General features: G+C 70.8%; 16 protein-coding genes and 1 pseudogene. 13 read left to right on the forward strand and 4 right to left on the reverse strand.

The window, feature by feature from the left end:
* Positions 1-343: 343 nt before the first annotated feature.
* From B7767_RS14340 to era, 7 genes are all read left to right on the forward strand, one after another.
* Positions 344-1,414, forward strand: a complete 1,071-nt coding sequence (locus tag B7767_RS14340; RefSeq protein WP_085572526.1) for a PhoH family protein — start codon at positions 344-346, stop codon at positions 1,412-1,414.
* A 12-nt stretch (positions 1,415-1,426) separates the two neighbouring features.
* Positions 1,427-1,924 (forward strand): rRNA maturation RNase YbeY, encoded by a 498-nt coding sequence (ybeY, locus tag B7767_RS14345; RefSeq protein WP_073931956.1) that lies wholly within the window; start codon positions 1,427-1,429, stop codon positions 1,922-1,924.
* Positions 1,921-3,240 (forward strand): hemolysin family protein, encoded by a 1,320-nt coding sequence (locus B7767_RS14350; protein WP_085572527.1) that lies wholly within the window; start codon positions 1,921-1,923, stop codon positions 3,238-3,240. Before ybeY ends, B7767_RS14350 begins: the two co-directional genes overlap by 4 nt.
* The gene (locus B7767_RS14355) at positions 3,237-3,596 is read left to right on the forward strand and encodes an MmcQ/YjbR family DNA-binding protein (protein ID WP_085572528.1); all 360 of its coding nucleotides are present in this window, start codon (positions 3,237-3,239) and stop codon (positions 3,594-3,596) included. The genes B7767_RS14350 and B7767_RS14355 overlap by 4 nt, the downstream gene beginning before the upstream one ends.
* Positions 3,597-3,616: 20 nt before the next feature.
* On the forward strand, positions 3,617-3,970 hold the full coding sequence (locus tag B7767_RS14360) for a cytidine deaminase (protein ID WP_085572529.1): 354 nt from the start codon (positions 3,617-3,619) through the stop codon (positions 3,968-3,970).
* Between the two features lie 182 nt (positions 3,971-4,152).
* On the forward strand, positions 4,153-4,632 hold the full coding sequence (locus B7767_RS14365) for a hypothetical protein (protein ID WP_085572530.1): 480 nt from the start codon (positions 4,153-4,155) through the stop codon (positions 4,630-4,632).
* A 104-nt stretch (positions 4,633-4,736) separates the two neighbouring features.
* Positions 4,737-5,690, forward strand: coding sequence for a GTPase Era (gene era / locus B7767_RS14370; RefSeq protein WP_085572531.1), 954 nt, complete (start codon positions 4,737-4,739; stop codon positions 5,688-5,690).
* Positions 5,691-5,920: 230 nt separating this feature from the next.
* Here era and B7767_RS14375 read toward each other — a convergent pair whose 3' ends face one another.
* Genes B7767_RS14375 through B7767_RS14385 form a run of 3 tightly spaced genes read right to left on the reverse strand, consistent with a single transcriptional unit; the run spans position 5,921 to position 8,651 of the window.
* Positions 5,921-7,234 (reverse strand): GH1 family beta-glucosidase, encoded by a 1,314-nt coding sequence (locus B7767_RS14375; RefSeq protein ID WP_085572532.1) that lies wholly within the window; start codon positions 7,232-7,234, stop codon positions 5,921-5,923.
* Between the two features lie 58 nt (positions 7,235-7,292).
* Positions 7,293-7,559: a protealysin inhibitor emfourin gene (locus B7767_RS14380; RefSeq protein WP_085572533.1), complete on the reverse strand. Its 267-nt coding sequence runs from the start codon at positions 7,557-7,559 to the stop codon at positions 7,293-7,295.
* 21 nt (positions 7,560-7,580) lie between these two features.
* A complete protein-coding gene (locus B7767_RS14385) occupies positions 7,581-8,651 on the reverse strand; it encodes a M4 family metallopeptidase (protein ID WP_085572540.1) in 1,071 nt (356 codons plus the stop codon).
* A gap of 346 nt (positions 8,652-8,997) precedes the next feature.
* On the opposite strand from B7767_RS14385, the gene leuA reads away from it, so the two are divergent.
* Complete coding sequence (leuA, locus tag B7767_RS14390) at positions 8,998-10,719, forward strand: 2-isopropylmalate synthase (RefSeq protein ID WP_085572534.1); 1,722 nt, start codon at positions 8,998-9,000, stop codon at positions 10,717-10,719.
* A 185-nt stretch (positions 10,720-10,904) separates the two neighbouring features.
* A complete protein-coding gene (locus B7767_RS14395) occupies positions 10,905-11,606 on the forward strand; it encodes a TerB family tellurite resistance protein (RefSeq protein ID WP_085572535.1) in 702 nt (233 codons plus the stop codon).
* Between the two features lie 27 nt (positions 11,607-11,633).
* Here B7767_RS14395 and B7767_RS14400 read toward each other — a convergent pair whose 3' ends face one another.
* The gene (locus B7767_RS14400) at positions 11,634-12,179 is read right to left on the reverse strand and encodes a GNAT family N-acetyltransferase (protein ID WP_085572536.1); all 546 of its coding nucleotides are present in this window, start codon (positions 12,177-12,179) and stop codon (positions 11,634-11,636) included.
* A 342-nt stretch (positions 12,180-12,521) separates the two neighbouring features.
* Between B7767_RS14400 and B7767_RS14405 the strand changes: the two genes are divergently transcribed.
* The 4 genes and pseudogenes from B7767_RS14405 to B7767_RS14420 form a co-directional block, all read left to right on the forward strand.
* Complete coding sequence (locus B7767_RS14405) at positions 12,522-13,274, forward strand: SCO2525 family SAM-dependent methyltransferase (protein ID WP_085572537.1); 753 nt, start codon at positions 12,522-12,524, stop codon at positions 13,272-13,274.
* A gap of 55 nt (positions 13,275-13,329) precedes the next feature.
* Positions 13,330-15,171: an SCO2524 family protein gene (locus tag B7767_RS14410; protein WP_085572538.1), complete on the forward strand. Its 1,842-nt coding sequence runs from the start codon at positions 13,330-13,332 to the stop codon at positions 15,169-15,171.
* Positions 15,172-15,174: 3 nt separating this feature from the next.
* Positions 15,175-16,092, forward strand: coding sequence for an SCO2523 family variant P-loop protein (locus tag B7767_RS14415; RefSeq protein ID WP_085572539.1), 918 nt, complete (start codon positions 15,175-15,177; stop codon positions 16,090-16,092).
* Positions 16,089-16,289, forward strand: a pseudogene (locus B7767_RS14420) (hypothetical protein); the annotation flags it as partial. The gene B7767_RS14415 and the pseudogene B7767_RS14420, both read left to right, overlap by 4 nt.

Below are 16,289 nucleotides of genomic sequence, written 5' to 3' on the forward strand. Positions count from 1 at the left end.
CCCGCACTTTCGTCGCCGGGGGTCCGCCCCCGCACCCCCGCTGCCGGGGCTCGGCCCCCCGCCCCGCTGCGGGGGCCCCGCCCCCACACCCCCGCCAGGGGGCTCCCACCCCCCGGACCCCCGGCCTGCGCCCACCCACCACCCGGCTCGGTCGGCTGGGAAGTGGGCCACGGGCCCGGGGGCGCCCCGGCTCGATGGGGCATGGGCTCGGGGCGCGGTCCCGGCTCGGTCCGTTAAAAGGCCTACGGGGTTGTCACCCCTCCGTCGTACCCTGGGAATCGCGAGGCCGCCCTCAGCCAGGCGGCCGTGACTAGGAGGATCCGCAGGCCTTCAGAGCCGGCCCATGACTCAGACACCCACAGCTCACACCCCCGCGCAGGGGCAGGCGAGAGTGCAGCTCACCGTCCCCGCCCAGCACCCCATGGTGACCGTGCTGGGGTCCGGGGACTCCCTCCTGCGCGTGATCGAGAAGGCCTTCCCGGGGGCCGACATCCACGTCCGGGGCAACGAGATCAGCGCGGTCGGCGACGCGAACGAGGTCGCCCTCATTTCGCGCGTGTTCGACGAGATGATGCTGGTGCTCCGCACCGGGCAGCCGATGACGGAGGACGCAGTGGAACGCTCGATCGCCATGCTCAAGGCGAGCGACAACGGGGAGAGCGACGGCCAGGAGACCCCGGCCCAGGTGCTCACGCAGAACATCCTGTCCTCGCGCGGCCGCACGATCCGCCCCAAGACGCTCAACCAGAAGCGCTACGTCGACGCGATCGACAAGCACACCATCGTCTTCGGCATCGGCCCGGCCGGTACCGGCAAGACGTACCTCGCCATGGCCAAGGCGGTGCAGGCCCTGCAGTCCAAGCAGGTCAACCGCATCATCCTGACCCGCCCCGCGGTCGAGGCCGGCGAGCGGCTCGGATTCCTGCCGGGCACGCTCTACGAGAAGATCGACCCGTACCTGCGCCCGCTCTACGACGCGCTGCACGACATGCTCGACCCCGACTCGATCCCCCGGCTGATGGCGGCGGGCACGATCGAGGTCGCGCCGCTCGCGTACATGCGCGGACGCACGCTCAACGACGCGTTCATCATTCTCGACGAGGCCCAGAACACCAGCCCCGAGCAGATGAAGATGTTCCTCACCCGCCTCGGGTTCGACTCGAAGATAGTGATCACGGGTGACGTCACGCAGGTCGACCTGCCGGACGGCACCAAGTCCGGCCTGCGACAGGTGCAGGACATCCTGGAGGGCCTGGACGACGTCCACTTCTCCCGGCTGTCGTCCCACGATGTCGTCCGGCACAAGCTGGTGGGCCGTATCGTCGACGCGTACGAGCAGTACGACAGCCAGCACGGCACCCAGAACGGCACCCACAAGGGCGGCCGGGGCAAGTCCGGGCACAAGGGGAAGTAGACCGAGCACCAGATGTCGATCGACGTCAACAACGAGTCCGGAACCGAGGTCGACGAGCAGGCGATCCTCGACATCGCCCGCTACGCGCTCGCGCGGATGCGTATCCACCCGCTCTCCGAACTCTCGGTGATCGTCGTGGACGCCGGCGCCATGGAGCAGCTGCACATCCAGTGGATGGACCTGCCCGGCCCGACGGACGTCATGTCGTTCCCGATGGACGAGCTGCGGCCCCCGTCCAAGGACGACGACGAGCCCCCGCAGGGGCTGCTCGGCGACATCGTGCTCTGCCCCGAGGTCGCCACCAGGCAGGGGCAGGAAGCGGAGACGCGGCACACCATGGACGAGGAGCTCCAACTGCTCACCGTCCACGGTGTGCTGCACCTGCTGGGCTACGACCACGAGGAACCGGACGAGAAGGCCGAGATGTTCGGCCTGCAGGCCGCCATCGTGGACGGCTGGCGCGCGGAGAAGGGCCTCACCGGCCCGTCCCCGGCCCCGACCGTGTCATGAGTCCGACACTCGTCCTCGGCGCGATCGCCCTGGTCGTCGTCGCCTGGCTGGCCGCCTCCGCGGAGGCCGGCATCGCGCGCGTCTCCAGCTTCCGCGCCGAGGAGGCCGTGCGCTCCGGCCGCCGGGGCGGCGCCAAGCTCGCGCAGATCGCCGACGACCCCACCCGCTACCTCAACGTGGCGCTGCTGGTCCGCGTCACCTGCGAGATGGCCGCCGCCTCCCTGATCACCTACGGCTGCCTGCGCGAGTTCGACGGGACCGCCGAGGCACTGCTGATCGCCATCGCGATCATGGTCCTCGTGTCGTACGTCGCCGTCGGGGTGTCCCCGCGCACCATCGGCCGCCAGCACCCGCTGAACACCGCCACGGCCGCCGCGTACGTCCTGGTGCCGCTCGCGCGGGTCATGGGGCCGATCCCGAACCTGCTGATCCTCATCGGCAACGCGCTCACCCCCGGCAAGGGCTTCCGGCGCGGACCGTTCGCCTCCGAGGCGGAGCTGCGCGCGATGGTGGACCTCGCGGAGGCGGAGTCGCTGATCGAGGACGAGGAGCGCCGCATGGTGCACTCGGTCTTCGAACTGGGCGACACGCTCGTGCGCGAGGTGATGGTGCCGCGCACCGACCTCGTGGTGATCGAGCGGTACAAGACCATCCGCCAGGCCCTCACCCTCGCCCTGCGCTCCGGTTTCTCCCGCATCCCGGTGACCGGTGAGAGCGAGGACGACATCGTCGGGATCGTCTACCTCAAGGACCTGGCCCGCAAGACGCACATCAGCCGGGACGCCGAGAGCGAACTGGTGTCCACGGCGATGCGGCCCGCGTTCTTCGTGCCCGACACCAAGAACGCCGGCGACCTGCTGCGCGAGATGCAGAAGGAACGCAACCACGTCGCCGTCGCCGTCGACGAGTACGGCGGCACCGCCGGCATCGTCACCATCGAGGACATCCTCGAGGAGATCGTCGGCGAGATCACCGACGAGTACGACCGTGAGCTGCCGCCCGTGGAGGAGCTGGGCGAGGACCGCTACCGGGTCACCGCCCGCCTCGACATCGGCGACCTGGGCGAGCTGTACGGCCTGGAGGAGTTCGACGACGAGGACGTGGAGACCGTCGGCGGGCTGCTCGCCAAGCACCTCGGCCGGGTGCCGATCGCGGGCGCCTCGTCCCTGGTCGCGCTCCCCGACGCCCGCGAGCTGCGGCTGACGGCCGAGGCGGCGGCCGGCCGCCGGAACAAGATCGTGACGGTGCTGGTGGAGCCGGTGGCCCCCGCGGAGCCGGCGGATCCGCCGGCCGACGAGGAGGAGAAGCCGGAGTGACCCCGCAGCGGCTGCGCGCCCTGTGCCTGTCCTTCAACGCGGCGGTGGAGGAGTTCCCCTTCAACCCGGAGACCTCCGTCTTCAAGGTCCAGGGCAAGATCTTCGCCCTGACCGACCTGGAGGCGCGGCCGCTCAAGGTCAACCTCAAGTGCGACCCGGACGACGCGATCCGGCTCCGCGCCGAGCACCCAGACCTGATCGTCCCGGGCTGGCACATGAGCAAGCGCCACTGGAACACGGTGACGGTGGACGGCACCCTCCCGGACCGGCTGGTCCGGGAGCTGGTCGAGGACTCGTACGACCTGGTGGTGGCCGGTCTGCCGCGCGCCGCCCGCCTCCGTCTCGACCGGGCCTGAGCCCCCTCTATGCTCGGATCATGACCGACAGCAGCGCGCTCGACCCCGAGGACCGCAAGATCGTCACCCTGGCCCGCTCCGCGCGGGCCCGCAACGGTGTGCCCGAGGGGGCCGCCGTACGCGACGAGACCGGCCGGACGTATGTCGCCGGGACCGTGGCCCTGGACTCCCTGAAGCTCAGCGCCCTGCAGACGGCGGTGGCGATGGCCGTGGCGTCCGGTGCGAAGTCGCTGGAGGCGGCGGCCGTGGTGACGGAGGCGGAGTCGGCGTCGGCCGAGGACCGCGCGGCCGTACGGGACCTCGGCGGCCCCTCGACCCCGGTCCTGGTGGCCGGTACGGACGGCACGGTCCGGGAGACGGTCACCGCGGGCTGAGACCGCGGAGGGCACCCGTCTGTTACCGGCGGTAAGTAGGCCGGAATCCCACCTTGTCGCGCACTGCCTCCCGCGCATCAATGGAACCCGTCGGCACTGACGGCACGTCAGCCGGCGTGATCGCGGCGGGTCCGGACCCACGCTGCCGAGCAGTTCCCCCCACGGAAAGGGACCGGAATCCCATGAGAGGCAAGCGATTCGGAACAGGTGTGTCCCTGGCGGCCGGCGCTCTCGCCGTCTGCGGCCTGGCCTTCGCCCCCACCGCCGCCGCCGTCGCCCCCGGGTCGGCGACCGTCGACGCCGACTGCGGAAGCTGGGGCGGCGGCGACGCCACCCTCACGGCCACCCAGAACGGCACGTCCGCCACCGTCACCATCACCACCTCCGCGGTGACCGCGCCCCTCGCGATCGGCCAGGACTCCCTGGTCTCGAGGCTCACCCTGGTGAAGGCCGGCGGCGGCACGGTCGTCTTCAGCGGCACCGAGAACCCGGCCATGGCGACCGGCGACGCGCTCGAGGTCGGCCCGCTCACCGGGACCGTGGCCCCGGGCGACAGCCTGGAGGCGTACGGCGGCACGCTGAGGGTGACGGCGTTCGGCTTCATCACCATCACCTGCACGGCGACCGCACCGCAGACGCCGGGCCCGTTCGTCTTCGACTGACCCCGCCGGACGGGCGTCCGGACCGGGCCCTCACGGGTGCCCGGTCCGGCCCCGTCCCGGACGGTGGTGCGGCGGGGTCTCCCGCATCAGGGAGAATGGGCGGCATGAGTGTTCGTACCCAGTCATCCGAGCAGCCCGCCGAAGCTGTCCACCGGGCCGGCTTCGCCTGCTTCGTGGGCCGCCCCAACGCGGGCAAGTCCACCCTCACGAACGCTCTGGTCGGGCAGAAGGTGGCGATCACCTCGAACCGGCCGCAGACCACCCGGCACACCGTGCGCGGGATCGTGCACCGCGAGGACGCGCAGCTCATCCTGGTGGACACCCCCGGACTGCACAAGCCGCGCACCCTGCTCGGCGAGCGGCTGAACGACGTGGTCCGCACCACCTGGGCCGAGGTCGACGCGATCGGCTTCTGCATCCCCGCCGACCAGAAGATCGGCCCCGGCGACCGTTTCATCGCCAAGGAACTGGCCGGGATCAAGAAGACCCCGAAGATCGCGATCGTCACCAAGACCGACCTGGTGGACGGCAAGGCGCTGGCCGAGCAGCTCATCGCCGTCGACCAGCTCGGCCGGGAGCTGGGCATCACCTGGGCGGAGATCGTCCCGGTCTCGGCGACCGCGAACAAGCAGGTCGACCTGCTGGCCGACCTCCTGATCCCCCTGATGCCGGAGGGCCCCGCCCTCTACCCCGAGGGCGACCTCACCGACGAACCCGAGCAGGTCATGGTCGCGGAACTGATCCGCGAGGCGGCCCTGGAGGGCGTCCGCGACGAGCTCCCGCACTCCATCGCCGTGGTCGTCGAGGAGATGCTCCCGCGCGAGGACCGCCCCGCCGACAAGCCCCTCCTCGACATCCACGCCAACCTCTTCATCGAGCGCCCCAGCCAGAAGGGCATCGTCATCGGCCCCAAGGGCAAGCGCCTGAAGGACGTCGGCATCAAGTCCCGCAAACAGATCGAGGCACTCCTCGGAACACCCGTGTTCCTGGACCTGCACGTGAAGGTCGCCAAGGACTGGCAGCGCGACCCGAAGCAGTTGCGGCGCCTGGGCTTCTGATCAGCGGCGGTGCTGCTCGCGCAGTGGCTCCCCGGGGAACGCCCGTCGCGCGGCGGTGGCCGCATGTCGGTAGGGCCTGGACCTGCACGTGAAGGTCGCCAAGGACTGGCAGCGCGACCCGAAGCAGTTGCGGCGCCTGGGCTTCTGACGGGGGCGGGCGTCGGCAGCGGATCGAGGTGCCCCTCGGCACCCCGGCCGCGCGGCGGTGGCCGCATACCGATGCGGCCTGATCAGCGGCGGCGCTGCTCGCGCAGCAGCTCCCTGTACCAGGCGTACGACGCCTTCGGGGTCCGTTCCAGCGTGTCGAAGTCGACGTGGACCAGGCCGAAGCGGCGGGCGTAGCCCTCCGCCCACTCGAAGTTGTCCATCAGGGACCACACGAAGTAGCCGCGTACGTCCACGCCCGCCTCCACCGCCCGGTGCAGTGCGCGGACGTGGCCGTCGAGGTAGGTGATGCGGTCCCGGTCGTCCAGGCCGTCGTACGCGCAGCCGTTCTCGGTGACGACCACCGGCGGGAGGCGGTCGCCGTACCGGGCGTGGAAGGTGGTGAGGAGTTCCGTCAGGGCCCCGGGGACCACCGGCCAGCCGAAGTCCGTCACCGGGTACCCCTCGATCTCCCTCACCGAGAAGGGGAGTTCGGCCGGCATCCGGACCCCGCCGAAGTCGATCTCCGTGCCCTGCGGGGCGCCCACGCTCGTCGGCGCGTAGTAGTTGACCCCGTACCAGTCCAGCGGCTCCGCGATGACCTTCAGGTCCGCCTCGACGTCGCCCGGCATCAGCTCGCCGATCCCCTCCGGGTAGCGGCCGAGGAGCAGCGGGTCGGCGAAGAGGCGGTTCAGGAGCAGGTCGTGGAAGTCGGCCGCCGCCACGTCCGCCTCGTCCTCGGAGGCGGGCCAGGTCGGGCCGTGGGAGTTCGCGATCCCGATGTCGTCGGCCCCCGACGCACGCAGCGCCCGTACCGCGAGTCCGTGTGCGAGGAGCTGGTGGTGGGCCACGGGAAGCGCGTCGAACAGCAGTTTCCGGCCGGGGGCGTGCACGCCCAGCGCGTGCCCCAGCAGGGTGTGTTCAGCGGGTTCGTTGAGGGTGATCCACTTCGTCACCCGGTCGCCCAGCCGTCCGGCGACCTCCGCCACGTACTCCGCGAACCGCTGTGCCGTACCGCGCTCCAGCCAGTCCAGATCGGCCGGCAGGTCCCAGTGGAACAGCGTCGGCACCGGCCGTACGCCCGCCGCGCACAGCTCGTCGACCAGCCGGTCGTAGAAGTCCAGGCCGCCCCGCGCCCGTACCCTCGGCCAGGAGACCGAGAAGCGGTACGCGTCCACGCCCAGGCCGGCCAGCAGCGCCACGTCCTCGCGATGGCGGTGGACGTGGTCGCAGGCCACCGCCGCCGTCGAGCCGTCCCGCACCCGCCCCGGTTCGGCCGAGAACACGTCCCACACGGACGGCTCGCGCGTGTCCGCCGCCCCCTCGATCTGGTGCGCGGAGGTCGACACGCCCCACAGGAAACCGGCCGGGAAACGGGGGATCGGGTTCGTCGTCGCCATGGCCCGGATCATCCGTACCCGAGCCGGACCAAGTCAACGCCCGTGCGGCACAAGCAAGTTACGCACCCTCCTTCAGCACCCTCCTGATCAGCTCCCGCTGCTCGTCCGTCAGCCGGGGGTCCGCGCAGTACACCGACCTCCCGTCCACCGTGATCCGGTAGCCGAAACCGTCCGGCACCCCGGCCGGGGGCGTGGCCCGGCCGGTGGCCATGACCCGCTCGGCCAGGGCGTGCCACTCGTGGGCGTCGGCCCGGCCCGAGGTGTCCACCTCGGCCCGCCGCTCGATCCCCGCGAACCCGCCCGTACGCCGCACCTGAATACGCATGGGTCCGTGTCTAGTACGGAACTACAGCGTCCGCACCCCCACCCGCTCCCATGCCTTCGACACCGCCTGGAGTTCCTCGCCCTCCCCGTACCGGGCGCGCGCCGCCTTCACCGTCAGCGTCGCGAAGTCCGTGAACTTCGCGTCCTGCTCCAGCTCCCCGCCGGTCAGCACGTCGTACCAGACCTGCCCCGCCCGCTCCCAGGCGTGCCCGCCGAGGGTGGTGGCCGCCAGGTAGAAGGCGTGGTTCGGGATGCCCGAGTTGATGTGCACCCCGCCGTTGTCCCGGCCGGTGCGGACGTAGTCGTCCATCGTCGCGGGCTGCGGGTCCTTGCCGAGGACGTCGTCGTCGTACGCCGTGCCCGGCTCCTTCATGGAGCGCAGCGCCTTGCCCGTGACGCGCGGGGCGAGCAGCCCGGCCCCGATCAGCCAGTCGGCCTCGTCGGCGGTCTGGCCGAGCGTGTACTGCTTGATGAGCGCGCCGAAGACGTCCGACACCGACTCGTTGAGCGCGCCCGGCTGGCCGAAGTAGGTCAGGTTCGCGGTGTACTGCGTGACGCCGTGGGCGAGTTCGTGGCCGATGACGTCGACGGGGATGGTGAAGTCGAGGAAGATCTCGCCGTCCCCGTCGCCGAACACCATCTGCTCGCCGTTCCAGAAGGCGTTGTTGTACTCCTCGTCGTAGTGCACGGTCGCGTCCATCGGCAGCCCGTTGCCGTCGATGGAGTCGCGGGCGTACGCCTTCAGGAACAGCTCGAACGTGGCGCCGAGACCGGCGTAGGCGCGGTTGACGGTGGCGTCCTGGCCGGGCTCGTCGCCCTCGCCGCGCACCTTCGTCCCCGGCAGGTCGGTGCCGTGCCGGGCGTCGTACACGGTGCGCTGCGGCTTGCCGGGCTCGGCCTCGCCGAGCAGGGCGACGGCCGGGGCGCCGGCGACCGTGGTCAGGTGGCGCTGGGTGCGCTCGTAGGCGTCGCGCCGGATGGTGCGGCGCGCGGGACCGTGGAGCAGGGGGTCCTCGGCCTGCGCGAGCCGGTCGAGGACGTGCGGCGGGATGATCGTGCAGAAGACGGGCTCGAAGCCCCCGTTCTTGGTCATGTCCGGAACCATCGCACTGTGTCGACATCCTGTCACTAGCAGCGACATTGATCGGATGAAATGTCGTTAATCCGCCGCCTTGTCGGTGGCGGTGTGTTATCCGGGTGGGTGTTTTGTGACCCATTGCGCAGTTCCCCGCACTCCTTTCGAGTGCGGCGGTCCCGCATACTGATACACGAGGCCCGCGCCAGGGGAAGCTCGGCTAGCATGCTCCGCATCATGCGTTTCGGGCTGCTTCTCCTTAGCTGCCGCGGTGAGGGTCTGCAGTAGAGGCCGACCCCCTCCCCGCGGAGTTCGGCGTGCGCCGTCGGCCGTCCACCAGGACACACCGAGGAGCCCCCGCATCATGGCGAACCGCCAGCAGCCCAGCCCCATGCCGATCCACAAGTACGGCCGCTACGAGCAGGTCGACATCCCCGACCGCACCTGGCCGGACAAGCGGATCACCACCGCCCCCCGCTGGCTCTCCACCGACCTGCGCGACGGCAACCAGGCCCTGATCGACCCCATGTCGCCCGCCCGCAAGCGCGCCATGTTCGACCTGCTGGTCAAGATGGGCTACAAGGAGATCGAGGTCGGCTTCCCGGCCTCCGGCCAGACCGACTTCGACTTCGTCCGCTCGATCATCGAGGACCCGGACGCCATCCCGGACGACGTCACCATCTCCGTACTGACCCAGGCCCGCGAGGACCTGATCGAGCGCACGGTGGAGTCCCTGAAGGGCGCCAGGAGGGCCACCGTCCACCTGTACAACGCCACCGCCCCCGTCTTCCGCCGCGTGGTCTTCCGCGGCTCCAGGGACGACATCAAGCAGATCGCCGTCGACGGCACCCGCCTGGTGATGGAGTACGCCGAGAAGCTGCTGGGCCCGGAGACGGAGTTCGGCTACCAGTACAGCCCGGAGATCTTCACCGACACCGAGCTGGACTTCGCGCTGGAGGTCTGCGAGGCGGTGATGGACACCTACCAGCCCGGTCCCGGCCGCGAGATCATCCTCAACCTGCCCGCCACCGTCGAGCGCTCCACCCCGTCCACGCACGCCGACCGCTTCGAGTGGATGGGCCGCAAGCTCTCCCGCCGCGAGTACGTCTGCCTGTCGGTCCACCCGCACAACGACCGCGGTACGGCGGTGGCGGCGGCCGAGCTGGCGCTGATGGCCGGCGCCGACCGCGTCGAGGGCTGCCTGTTCGGGCAGGGCGAGCGCACCGGCAACGTCGACCTGGTCACCCTGGGCATGAACCTGTTCTCCCAGGGCGTCGACCCGCAGATCGACTTCTCCGACATCGACGAGATCCGTCGCACGTGGGAGTACTGCAACCAGATGGAGGTCCACCCGCGCCACCCGTACGTGGGCGACCTGGTCTACACGTCCTTCTCCGGCTCCCACCAGGACGCCATCAAGAAGGGCTTCGACGCCATGGAGGCCGACGCCGAGGCCAAGGGCGTCACCGTCGACGACATCGAGTGGGCGGTCCCGTACCTGCCGATCGACCCCAAGGACGTCGGCCGCTCCTACGAGGCCGTCATCCGCGTCAACTCGCAGTCCGGCAAGGGCGGTATCGCGTACGTCCTGAAGAACGACCACAAGCTGGACCTGCCGCGCCGGATGCAGATCGAGTTCTCGAAGATCATCCAGGCGAAGACGGACGCCGAGGGCGGCGAGATCACGCCGGCCGCCATCTGGGACGTCTTCCAGGACGAGTACCTGCCCAACCCGGAGAACCCCTGGGGCCGCATCCAGGTCGCCAACGGCCAGTCCACCACCGACCGCGACGGCGTGGACACCCTCACCGTCGAGGCCACGGTCGACGGCACGGAGACCACCCTGGTCGGCAGCGGCAACGGTCCGATCTCGGCGTTCTTCCACGCGCTGCAGGGCGTCGGCATCGACGTACGGCTGCTGGACTACCAGGAGCACACGATGAGCGAGGGCGCCTCCGCGCAGGCCGCCTCCTACATCGAGTGCGCGATCGGCGACAAGGTGCTGTGGGGCATCGGAATCGACGCGAACACCACGCGGGCCTCACTGAAGGCGGTCGTCTCGGCCGTCAACCGCGCATCGCGCTGACCAGCCGAATCGGCGGTTTGGGGCCCCGCTCGCCGGAGACCGGCGGGCGGGGCCCCGTCATATACCGGCCATATATCTGTGATGGTCACGGAAAGGTCTCGTCCTGGGTACTGACTCCGCCTCCATGATGTGGCTAACATCACGCAAGCGCGGCGACGACGCTGTGGCGGTTATGGAGGTGCGACGTGCTGCCAGGACGGGGACCCAACGGCCGTGCCGCTGCCACCAGACTGTCGCGCCTGCTGGGCACCCGCACCGCGTGGACGGCCGTCGGTGACGGGGAGTTCTTCTGCCCCGGCTGCGGCGGCGACCGCAACTACCAGCGGCTGACCGGACACCGCCGCTTCGCCCTCCTCGGCGTGCCCGTGCTGCCGCGCGGCGGGACCGGGCCGGTCGTCGAATGCGCCGCCTGCCGCCGCCACTTCGGCACCGACGTCCTGGACCACCCCACCACCACCCGCTTCTCCGCGATGCTCCGCGACGCCGTCCACACCGTCGCCCTCGCGGTGCTGGCCGCCGGCGGCACCTGCTCGCGCGCCTCCCTGGAGACGGCCGCGGCCGGGGTGCGCGCCGCCGGCTTCGACGACTGCACGGAGGAGCAGCTCGCCGCACTCGTCGAGGCGCTGGAGGCGGACACCGGACGCTTCACCGGGGAGCCCTGCACGGCGGGCCTGGCGATCGAGCTGCACGAGGCCCTGGACCCCCTCGCCCCGCACCTCGCCGCGCCGGGCCGCGAGTCGATCCTGCTGCAGGGCGCCCGTATCGCCCTCGCCGACGGCCCCTACACCCCCGCCGAACGCGACGCCCTGGCCACCGTGGGCGCGGCCCTGACCATCTGCTCGGACGACGTGACCCGCCTGCTGGCGGCGGCGCGCACCCCGTCCTGATGCGGCGCCGGGACGGCACGGGGCGCGTCACAGCACCAGGCACATCACCTCGCGGTCCTCACCCGGACCGAAGTAGTCCCGGCGCATCCCCCCGTCGGGCGGCTCCGGACGGAAGCCCAGGGAACGGTAGAGCAGGATCGCGGCGTCGTTGGCGGGCTCCACGGTCAGCCGGACCCGTTCGGTCCCGCACCGGCGCAGCCGCTCCAGGACCTCCACCATCAGCTCCCGGCCCAGGCCGTGCCGGCGCCGGTCCTCGGCCACGCACAGACCGAGTATCCAGCTGTCCCGGTGGAACGCCGCGGTGGCCGCCAGGACGTAGCCGCGCAGCCGGCCGTCGCCGTCGTCGAGGACGAGGAGGTGACCGGCGGGACCGGCGTACAGGTCGTGGAGCTGCCGCAGCAGGAACGCCGGATAGGCGACCTCCCGGAAGACCTCCTCGTCGAGCCGCTGCAGTTCGGGCAGGTCGGACTCCCGGGCCGGCCGCAGCAGCGGGGGCCGTGGTTCCGGTGGAGGTGTCGGCCGGGTGAGGCGCTTCTCGTGGTCCAGGGCGCGCTCAAGCGGTTCGGCGGTCATGCCACCCCCAGTCGGGACGTGAGACGTCAACACGGCAGCCGTGGCCGCCGTTCACACGAAGGAGGGAATGGGGACCCCGGTGGCGGCCGGTGACTGCTTCTGGCTAGAGTGAGCGTCCAACTCGCCGCTTGCAAGGGCGAGTTCAGGTGTGACAGGACTGTGCTGGCGTGCGCCTGATGTGCGCCCGGTCACGGCGGACTGGCGTGTTCCTGGCTGTCTCCGCGTGCCGACCGGGCTTACCGTGCGAGCACCGGAGCCGCTTCTTCGTCCGCCGACGTCCACCGGGGACTCGTGCGCTGGGCACACGGTCTTGTCCGACACCGAATGGAACCTGGCAGGGTGATGATGGATCGCAACGCCGACGCACCATGGTCGCAGTTCGATCCGGAGGTGTACGTCGACCTCAATTACCGCACCCCGCTCGAGGTCGATCTGCTGATCGTGCGGCTCATGCGCGACTATTTCAGCCGCTGCTACGCACAGGGCGTTCCGGCATCGGTCCGGGGAGTCGACGTGGGCGCCGGCGCGAATCTCTATCCGGCCCTTTCCATGCTGCCCTGGTGCGAGAAGATCCTCCTTCTGGAATACGCGACTCCGAATGTCGAATACCTGGAGAAACAGGCGTCCGGCGGGGGGTACGACACGGCGTGGGACGCGTTCTGGGACGTACTGGGCGAGGCTCCCGCCTACCGGGACGTCGAGCCGCGGAGCAGGTTCGGCGAGATCGTCCGGGTGGAACGCGCCAACCTGCTGGACCTCGACGGACAGCGGCGCTGGGACATCGGCACGATGTTCTTCGTCGCCGACTCGATGTCCGAGTGCCCCGACGAGTTCCGGCGGGGAGTGGAGTGCTTCATGGACGCGCTGAACGAGGGGGCGCCCTTCGCCGCCGCGTTCATGAAGGAATCCCTCGGATACCAGGTCGGCGCACACAGGTACCCCGCCTACCGGGTCAACGCGGACCGGATCCGGAAGAGCCTGGAACCCTTCGCCGCCGAACTGGAAATCCACGACATGGACCACATGGTGCGGCCGGGTCACGAGGGAATGATTCTCGCCCTGGGGCGGCGGAATCCGGCGATTGCCACCCCGTAGGAACGGGGACCATGTCTGAACACAGGGCAACGAGATCTGTACGAGGGGTGCGGGGATGCAGATCAAGCCGCGGCAGCACATGCTGGACATCTGGCGGGCCATGGCCCGCCATTCGTTCGACGACGGGAAGCTCGTCTGGGAGGACACCGACGGGCTGAGCAGCGTCGCCGACGCCGAGCGGCTGCTCTGCCTGCTCTACCCCGCCACCGAGGTCCCCGCGTTCCGCCTCGACCAGCCCGACACCACCGAACGGGACGTGCTGCGCGCGCTGGAGGGGGTCGGCAGCCGGCTGGAGATCCCGCCCAACCTGATCACCGCGCTCTCCCAGTTCATGCGCAGCCACACCGGCCCCGACGACAGCCCCACCTTCGCCGGCGGACACTACTTCAGGCCGTCCGAACCCCAGCAGAAACTCACCCACGAGCAGTACCAGCTCGGCGTGGTCGACTCCTACTCCATGTCCGTCACGCTCTGCCTGGCCACGCTCGGATTCCTCAAGGTCTACGAGCCCAGCACCACCCGCCCCGACGTGCGCAAGGCCCTCGCCGAGCTGAGGGAGGCCACCAACACCCGGCTGACCGCCGCGATGATCAGCCTGCTGCGCTCCTTCACCGTCAACGTCTTCGACGCCGAGTCCGAACAGGGACAGCGGCTCATCCAGGTCATCGGCCAGGACAGACAGTCCGACCGGGCCGTCCTCCAGCAGTTCTCCCGCCGCTTCCGCCCGCTGCGCGCCACGATCATCGAGAGCCTCAGCCGCGGCATCCAGGTCGACGAGTCCATCCGCGACGAGAGCCAGCTCTTCGAGTGCGGCTGGGCCTGGGGCGTGGTCAAGGACGCGCCGACCATCACCGACCTGGACGTCCAGGTCCCCGGCCAGCCCGACGGCATCGCCGACCGGCTGCCGTACGTGTACTTCACCGTCATCGCCCTGGACGGCATCCAGGACCTGTTCTCCGACCGCACCCTCACCCTGGGACTGCTCGACGCCGACCAGCAGAAGCTCGCCGAGGCGTTACGCCTGCGCTGGGAGCTCAGCCAGCAGTACTGGTCGGCCATCGCCCGGTTCGGCAGCGAGCGCTGGCCCCTGGAGGACCTGCCCTGGCAGACCACCGGACTGCGGCTGGAGTCGGAGTACTTCTCCCTGACCGTCGCGGCCATCCTGGTCCACGACCTGGTCCGCCGGAAGGCCACCGACGACGACCTCACCCGCACCGTCGCCATCATGGAGCGCCTCGCCGACCGCGGCCGCGTCACCAGCCGCATGACCAGGAACGACCCGGTCATCGAGCTGCACAGCCCGGGCGTCACCATGCCGCTCGCCGGCTCCGAACGGTCCGGCTCCCCGCTGCAGTGGCGGATGACCGACTTCTCGGCCCAGCTCCTCAAGCGGATCATCCAGCTCGCGGAGCTCTCCCGGAACATCGACGCGCAGGACCGGCTGCTCCGCCTCGGCGAGCAGGCGTTCGAGCACCTGTGGAACCGGCGGATCGAGGACGGCGAGGGAGCGGGCCTCTGGGACCACGCGGGGGCCGTCTACCCGGACACGCGCGTCGGCAAGCGCCTCTCCTGGAGCATCACCGAACGCGTCACCGAGTGCCTGGTCGCCGCCCGCAACCTCTACGAACAACAGCCCATCCGCAGCCCCGAACTCGCCCAGCTCGCCCGGGACCTGCTCAGCGAGGCCACCCACCTCTTCGGCAAGGAACAGCTGGAGGCCTCCGCGAGTCCCGACGGCAGCCGGGGCCGGGCCATGCGGAGCATAGAAAGCCGCCTGGACCACGCCCGGAGCCTGGTCGACGACCGGCCCGCGACCGCGTTCGCCCTGGCCCTGCCCGTGCTCCAGGAACTCGACACCCTTGCCCAGGCCCGGGGCGCGGCCGCCCAGGAGGTGTGAGCCGTGCTCGTCTTCGCCGCCTCCGACAAAGGGGGCACCGGCCGTTCGGTGACCAGCGCCAACCTGGCCTACCAGCGTGCCCTCGCCGGCGACCACGTGGCCTACGTCGACTTCGACTTCGGCTCGCCCACCGCCGCCGCCGTCTTCGACGTGCCCGGCGCGATGCGCGGCACCGAGGAACGCGGCCTGCACTCCTACCTGGAGGGCTCGGTCACCGAACCGGCCAGGATCGACGTCTGGCGGCAGACCGAGCACCTCCAGCTGCGCGCCCGCCCGAACCAGGCCGGCCGCCTGGTGCTGCTCCCCGGCGACGCCGGCGGCGGCGAGTTCGCCATCGGCGAGGACGCCCTCGAACGGTGCGTCGACCTCCTGCTGCGGCTGCACGGCGAGTTCGACGTGGTCGTCGTCGACCTCAGCGCCGGCCGCAGCTACGCCGTCGACATGGCCCTCGCCGCGACCGCCCACCCCCGGATGCGCTACGTCCCGTTCCGCTGGCTGGTCTTCCACCGCTGGACCCGGCAGCACGTGATCGCCGCCGCCGGACTCGTCCACAAGGACCACGGCATCATCAAGGGCGGCGTCGAACGCGGCCACGACGAGGAGGCGCTGCGGGGCGCCGTCCGCTTCGTCCGGGCCGCCGTACCCGATCCGGACTCGCCGCTGTGGTCCCAGGGAACGCCCGCCCAGGCGGCCTGGATGCAGTCCTGCGACGAGGCGCTGCGCCGGCTCGCCGCGGAACACCGCATCGGCGACAGCGTGGTGCTCGGCGTCGTCCCCCTGGAACCCATCCTGCAGTGGCGCGAACAGCTCATCACCGAAGAGGACGTCCTCTCCACACAGATCGCCAACAAGGAGACACTGGAGGCGCTGGAGGAGATCGCGCGACGGCTCACCGACGACGACCACTGGGGGCGGCCATGACGGAAGCGGTGTTCCGCGAGACGGCCGCCGAACCACGCACCCAGGCGGTGCCCCTGTCCCACCTCTCCCTGGAACTCGGCCACCTCTACATGGAGGACTTCGAGGCCGGCCCCGGGCACCTGCGGCGGCACTTCGAGCGGGTGCGCCCCTGGGCGGAGGCGGCCCGCGCCACCGCCGCCGCCGCGGCCGGCGGCAGG

It is taken from the genome of Streptomyces sp. 13-12-16 (genome assembly GCF_002114215.1).
GTDB lineage: Bacteria > Actinomycetota > Actinomycetes > Streptomycetales > Streptomycetaceae > Streptomyces.

Bases quoted from the DNA above. Each gene is read 5' to 3' on its own strand.
- B7767_RS14400 (WP_085572536.1), bottom strand. From the start codon at position 12,179: ATGACCGCCGAACCGCTTGAGCGCGCCCTGGACCACGAGAAGCGCCTC.
- era (WP_085572531.1), top strand. From the start codon at position 4,737: ATGAGTGTTCGTACCCAGTCATCCGAGCAGCCCGCCGAAGCTGTCCAC.
- B7767_RS14350 (WP_085572527.1), top strand. From the start codon at position 1,921: ATGAGTCCGACACTCGTCCTCGGCGCGATCGCCCTGGTCGTCGTCGCC.
- B7767_RS14405 (WP_085572537.1), top strand. From the start codon at position 12,522: ATGATGGATCGCAACGCCGACGCACCATGGTCGCAGTTCGATCCGGAG.
- leuA (WP_085572534.1), top strand. From the start codon at position 8,998: ATGGCGAACCGCCAGCAGCCCAGCCCCATGCCGATCCACAAGTACGGC.
- B7767_RS14380 (WP_085572533.1), bottom strand. From the start codon at position 7,559: ATGCGTATTCAGGTGCGGCGTACGGGCGGGTTCGCGGGGATCGAGCGG.
- B7767_RS14410 (WP_085572538.1), top strand. From the start codon at position 13,330: ATGCAGATCAAGCCGCGGCAGCACATGCTGGACATCTGGCGGGCCATG.
- B7767_RS14375 (WP_085572532.1), bottom strand. From the start codon at position 7,234: ATGGCGACGACGAACCCGATCCCCCGTTTCCCGGCCGGTTTCCTGTGG.
- B7767_RS14385 (WP_085572540.1), bottom strand. From the start codon at position 8,651: ATGACCAAGAACGGGGGCTTCGAGCCCGTCTTCTGCACGATCATCCCG.
- B7767_RS14365 (WP_085572530.1), top strand. From the start codon at position 4,153: ATGAGAGGCAAGCGATTCGGAACAGGTGTGTCCCTGGCGGCCGGCGCT.
- ybeY (WP_073931956.1), top strand. From the start codon at position 1,427: ATGTCGATCGACGTCAACAACGAGTCCGGAACCGAGGTCGACGAGCAG.
- B7767_RS14360 (WP_085572529.1), top strand. From the start codon at position 3,617: ATGACCGACAGCAGCGCGCTCGACCCCGAGGACCGCAAGATCGTCACC.
- B7767_RS14340 (WP_085572526.1), top strand. From the start codon at position 344: ATGACTCAGACACCCACAGCTCACACCCCCGCGCAGGGGCAGGCGAGA.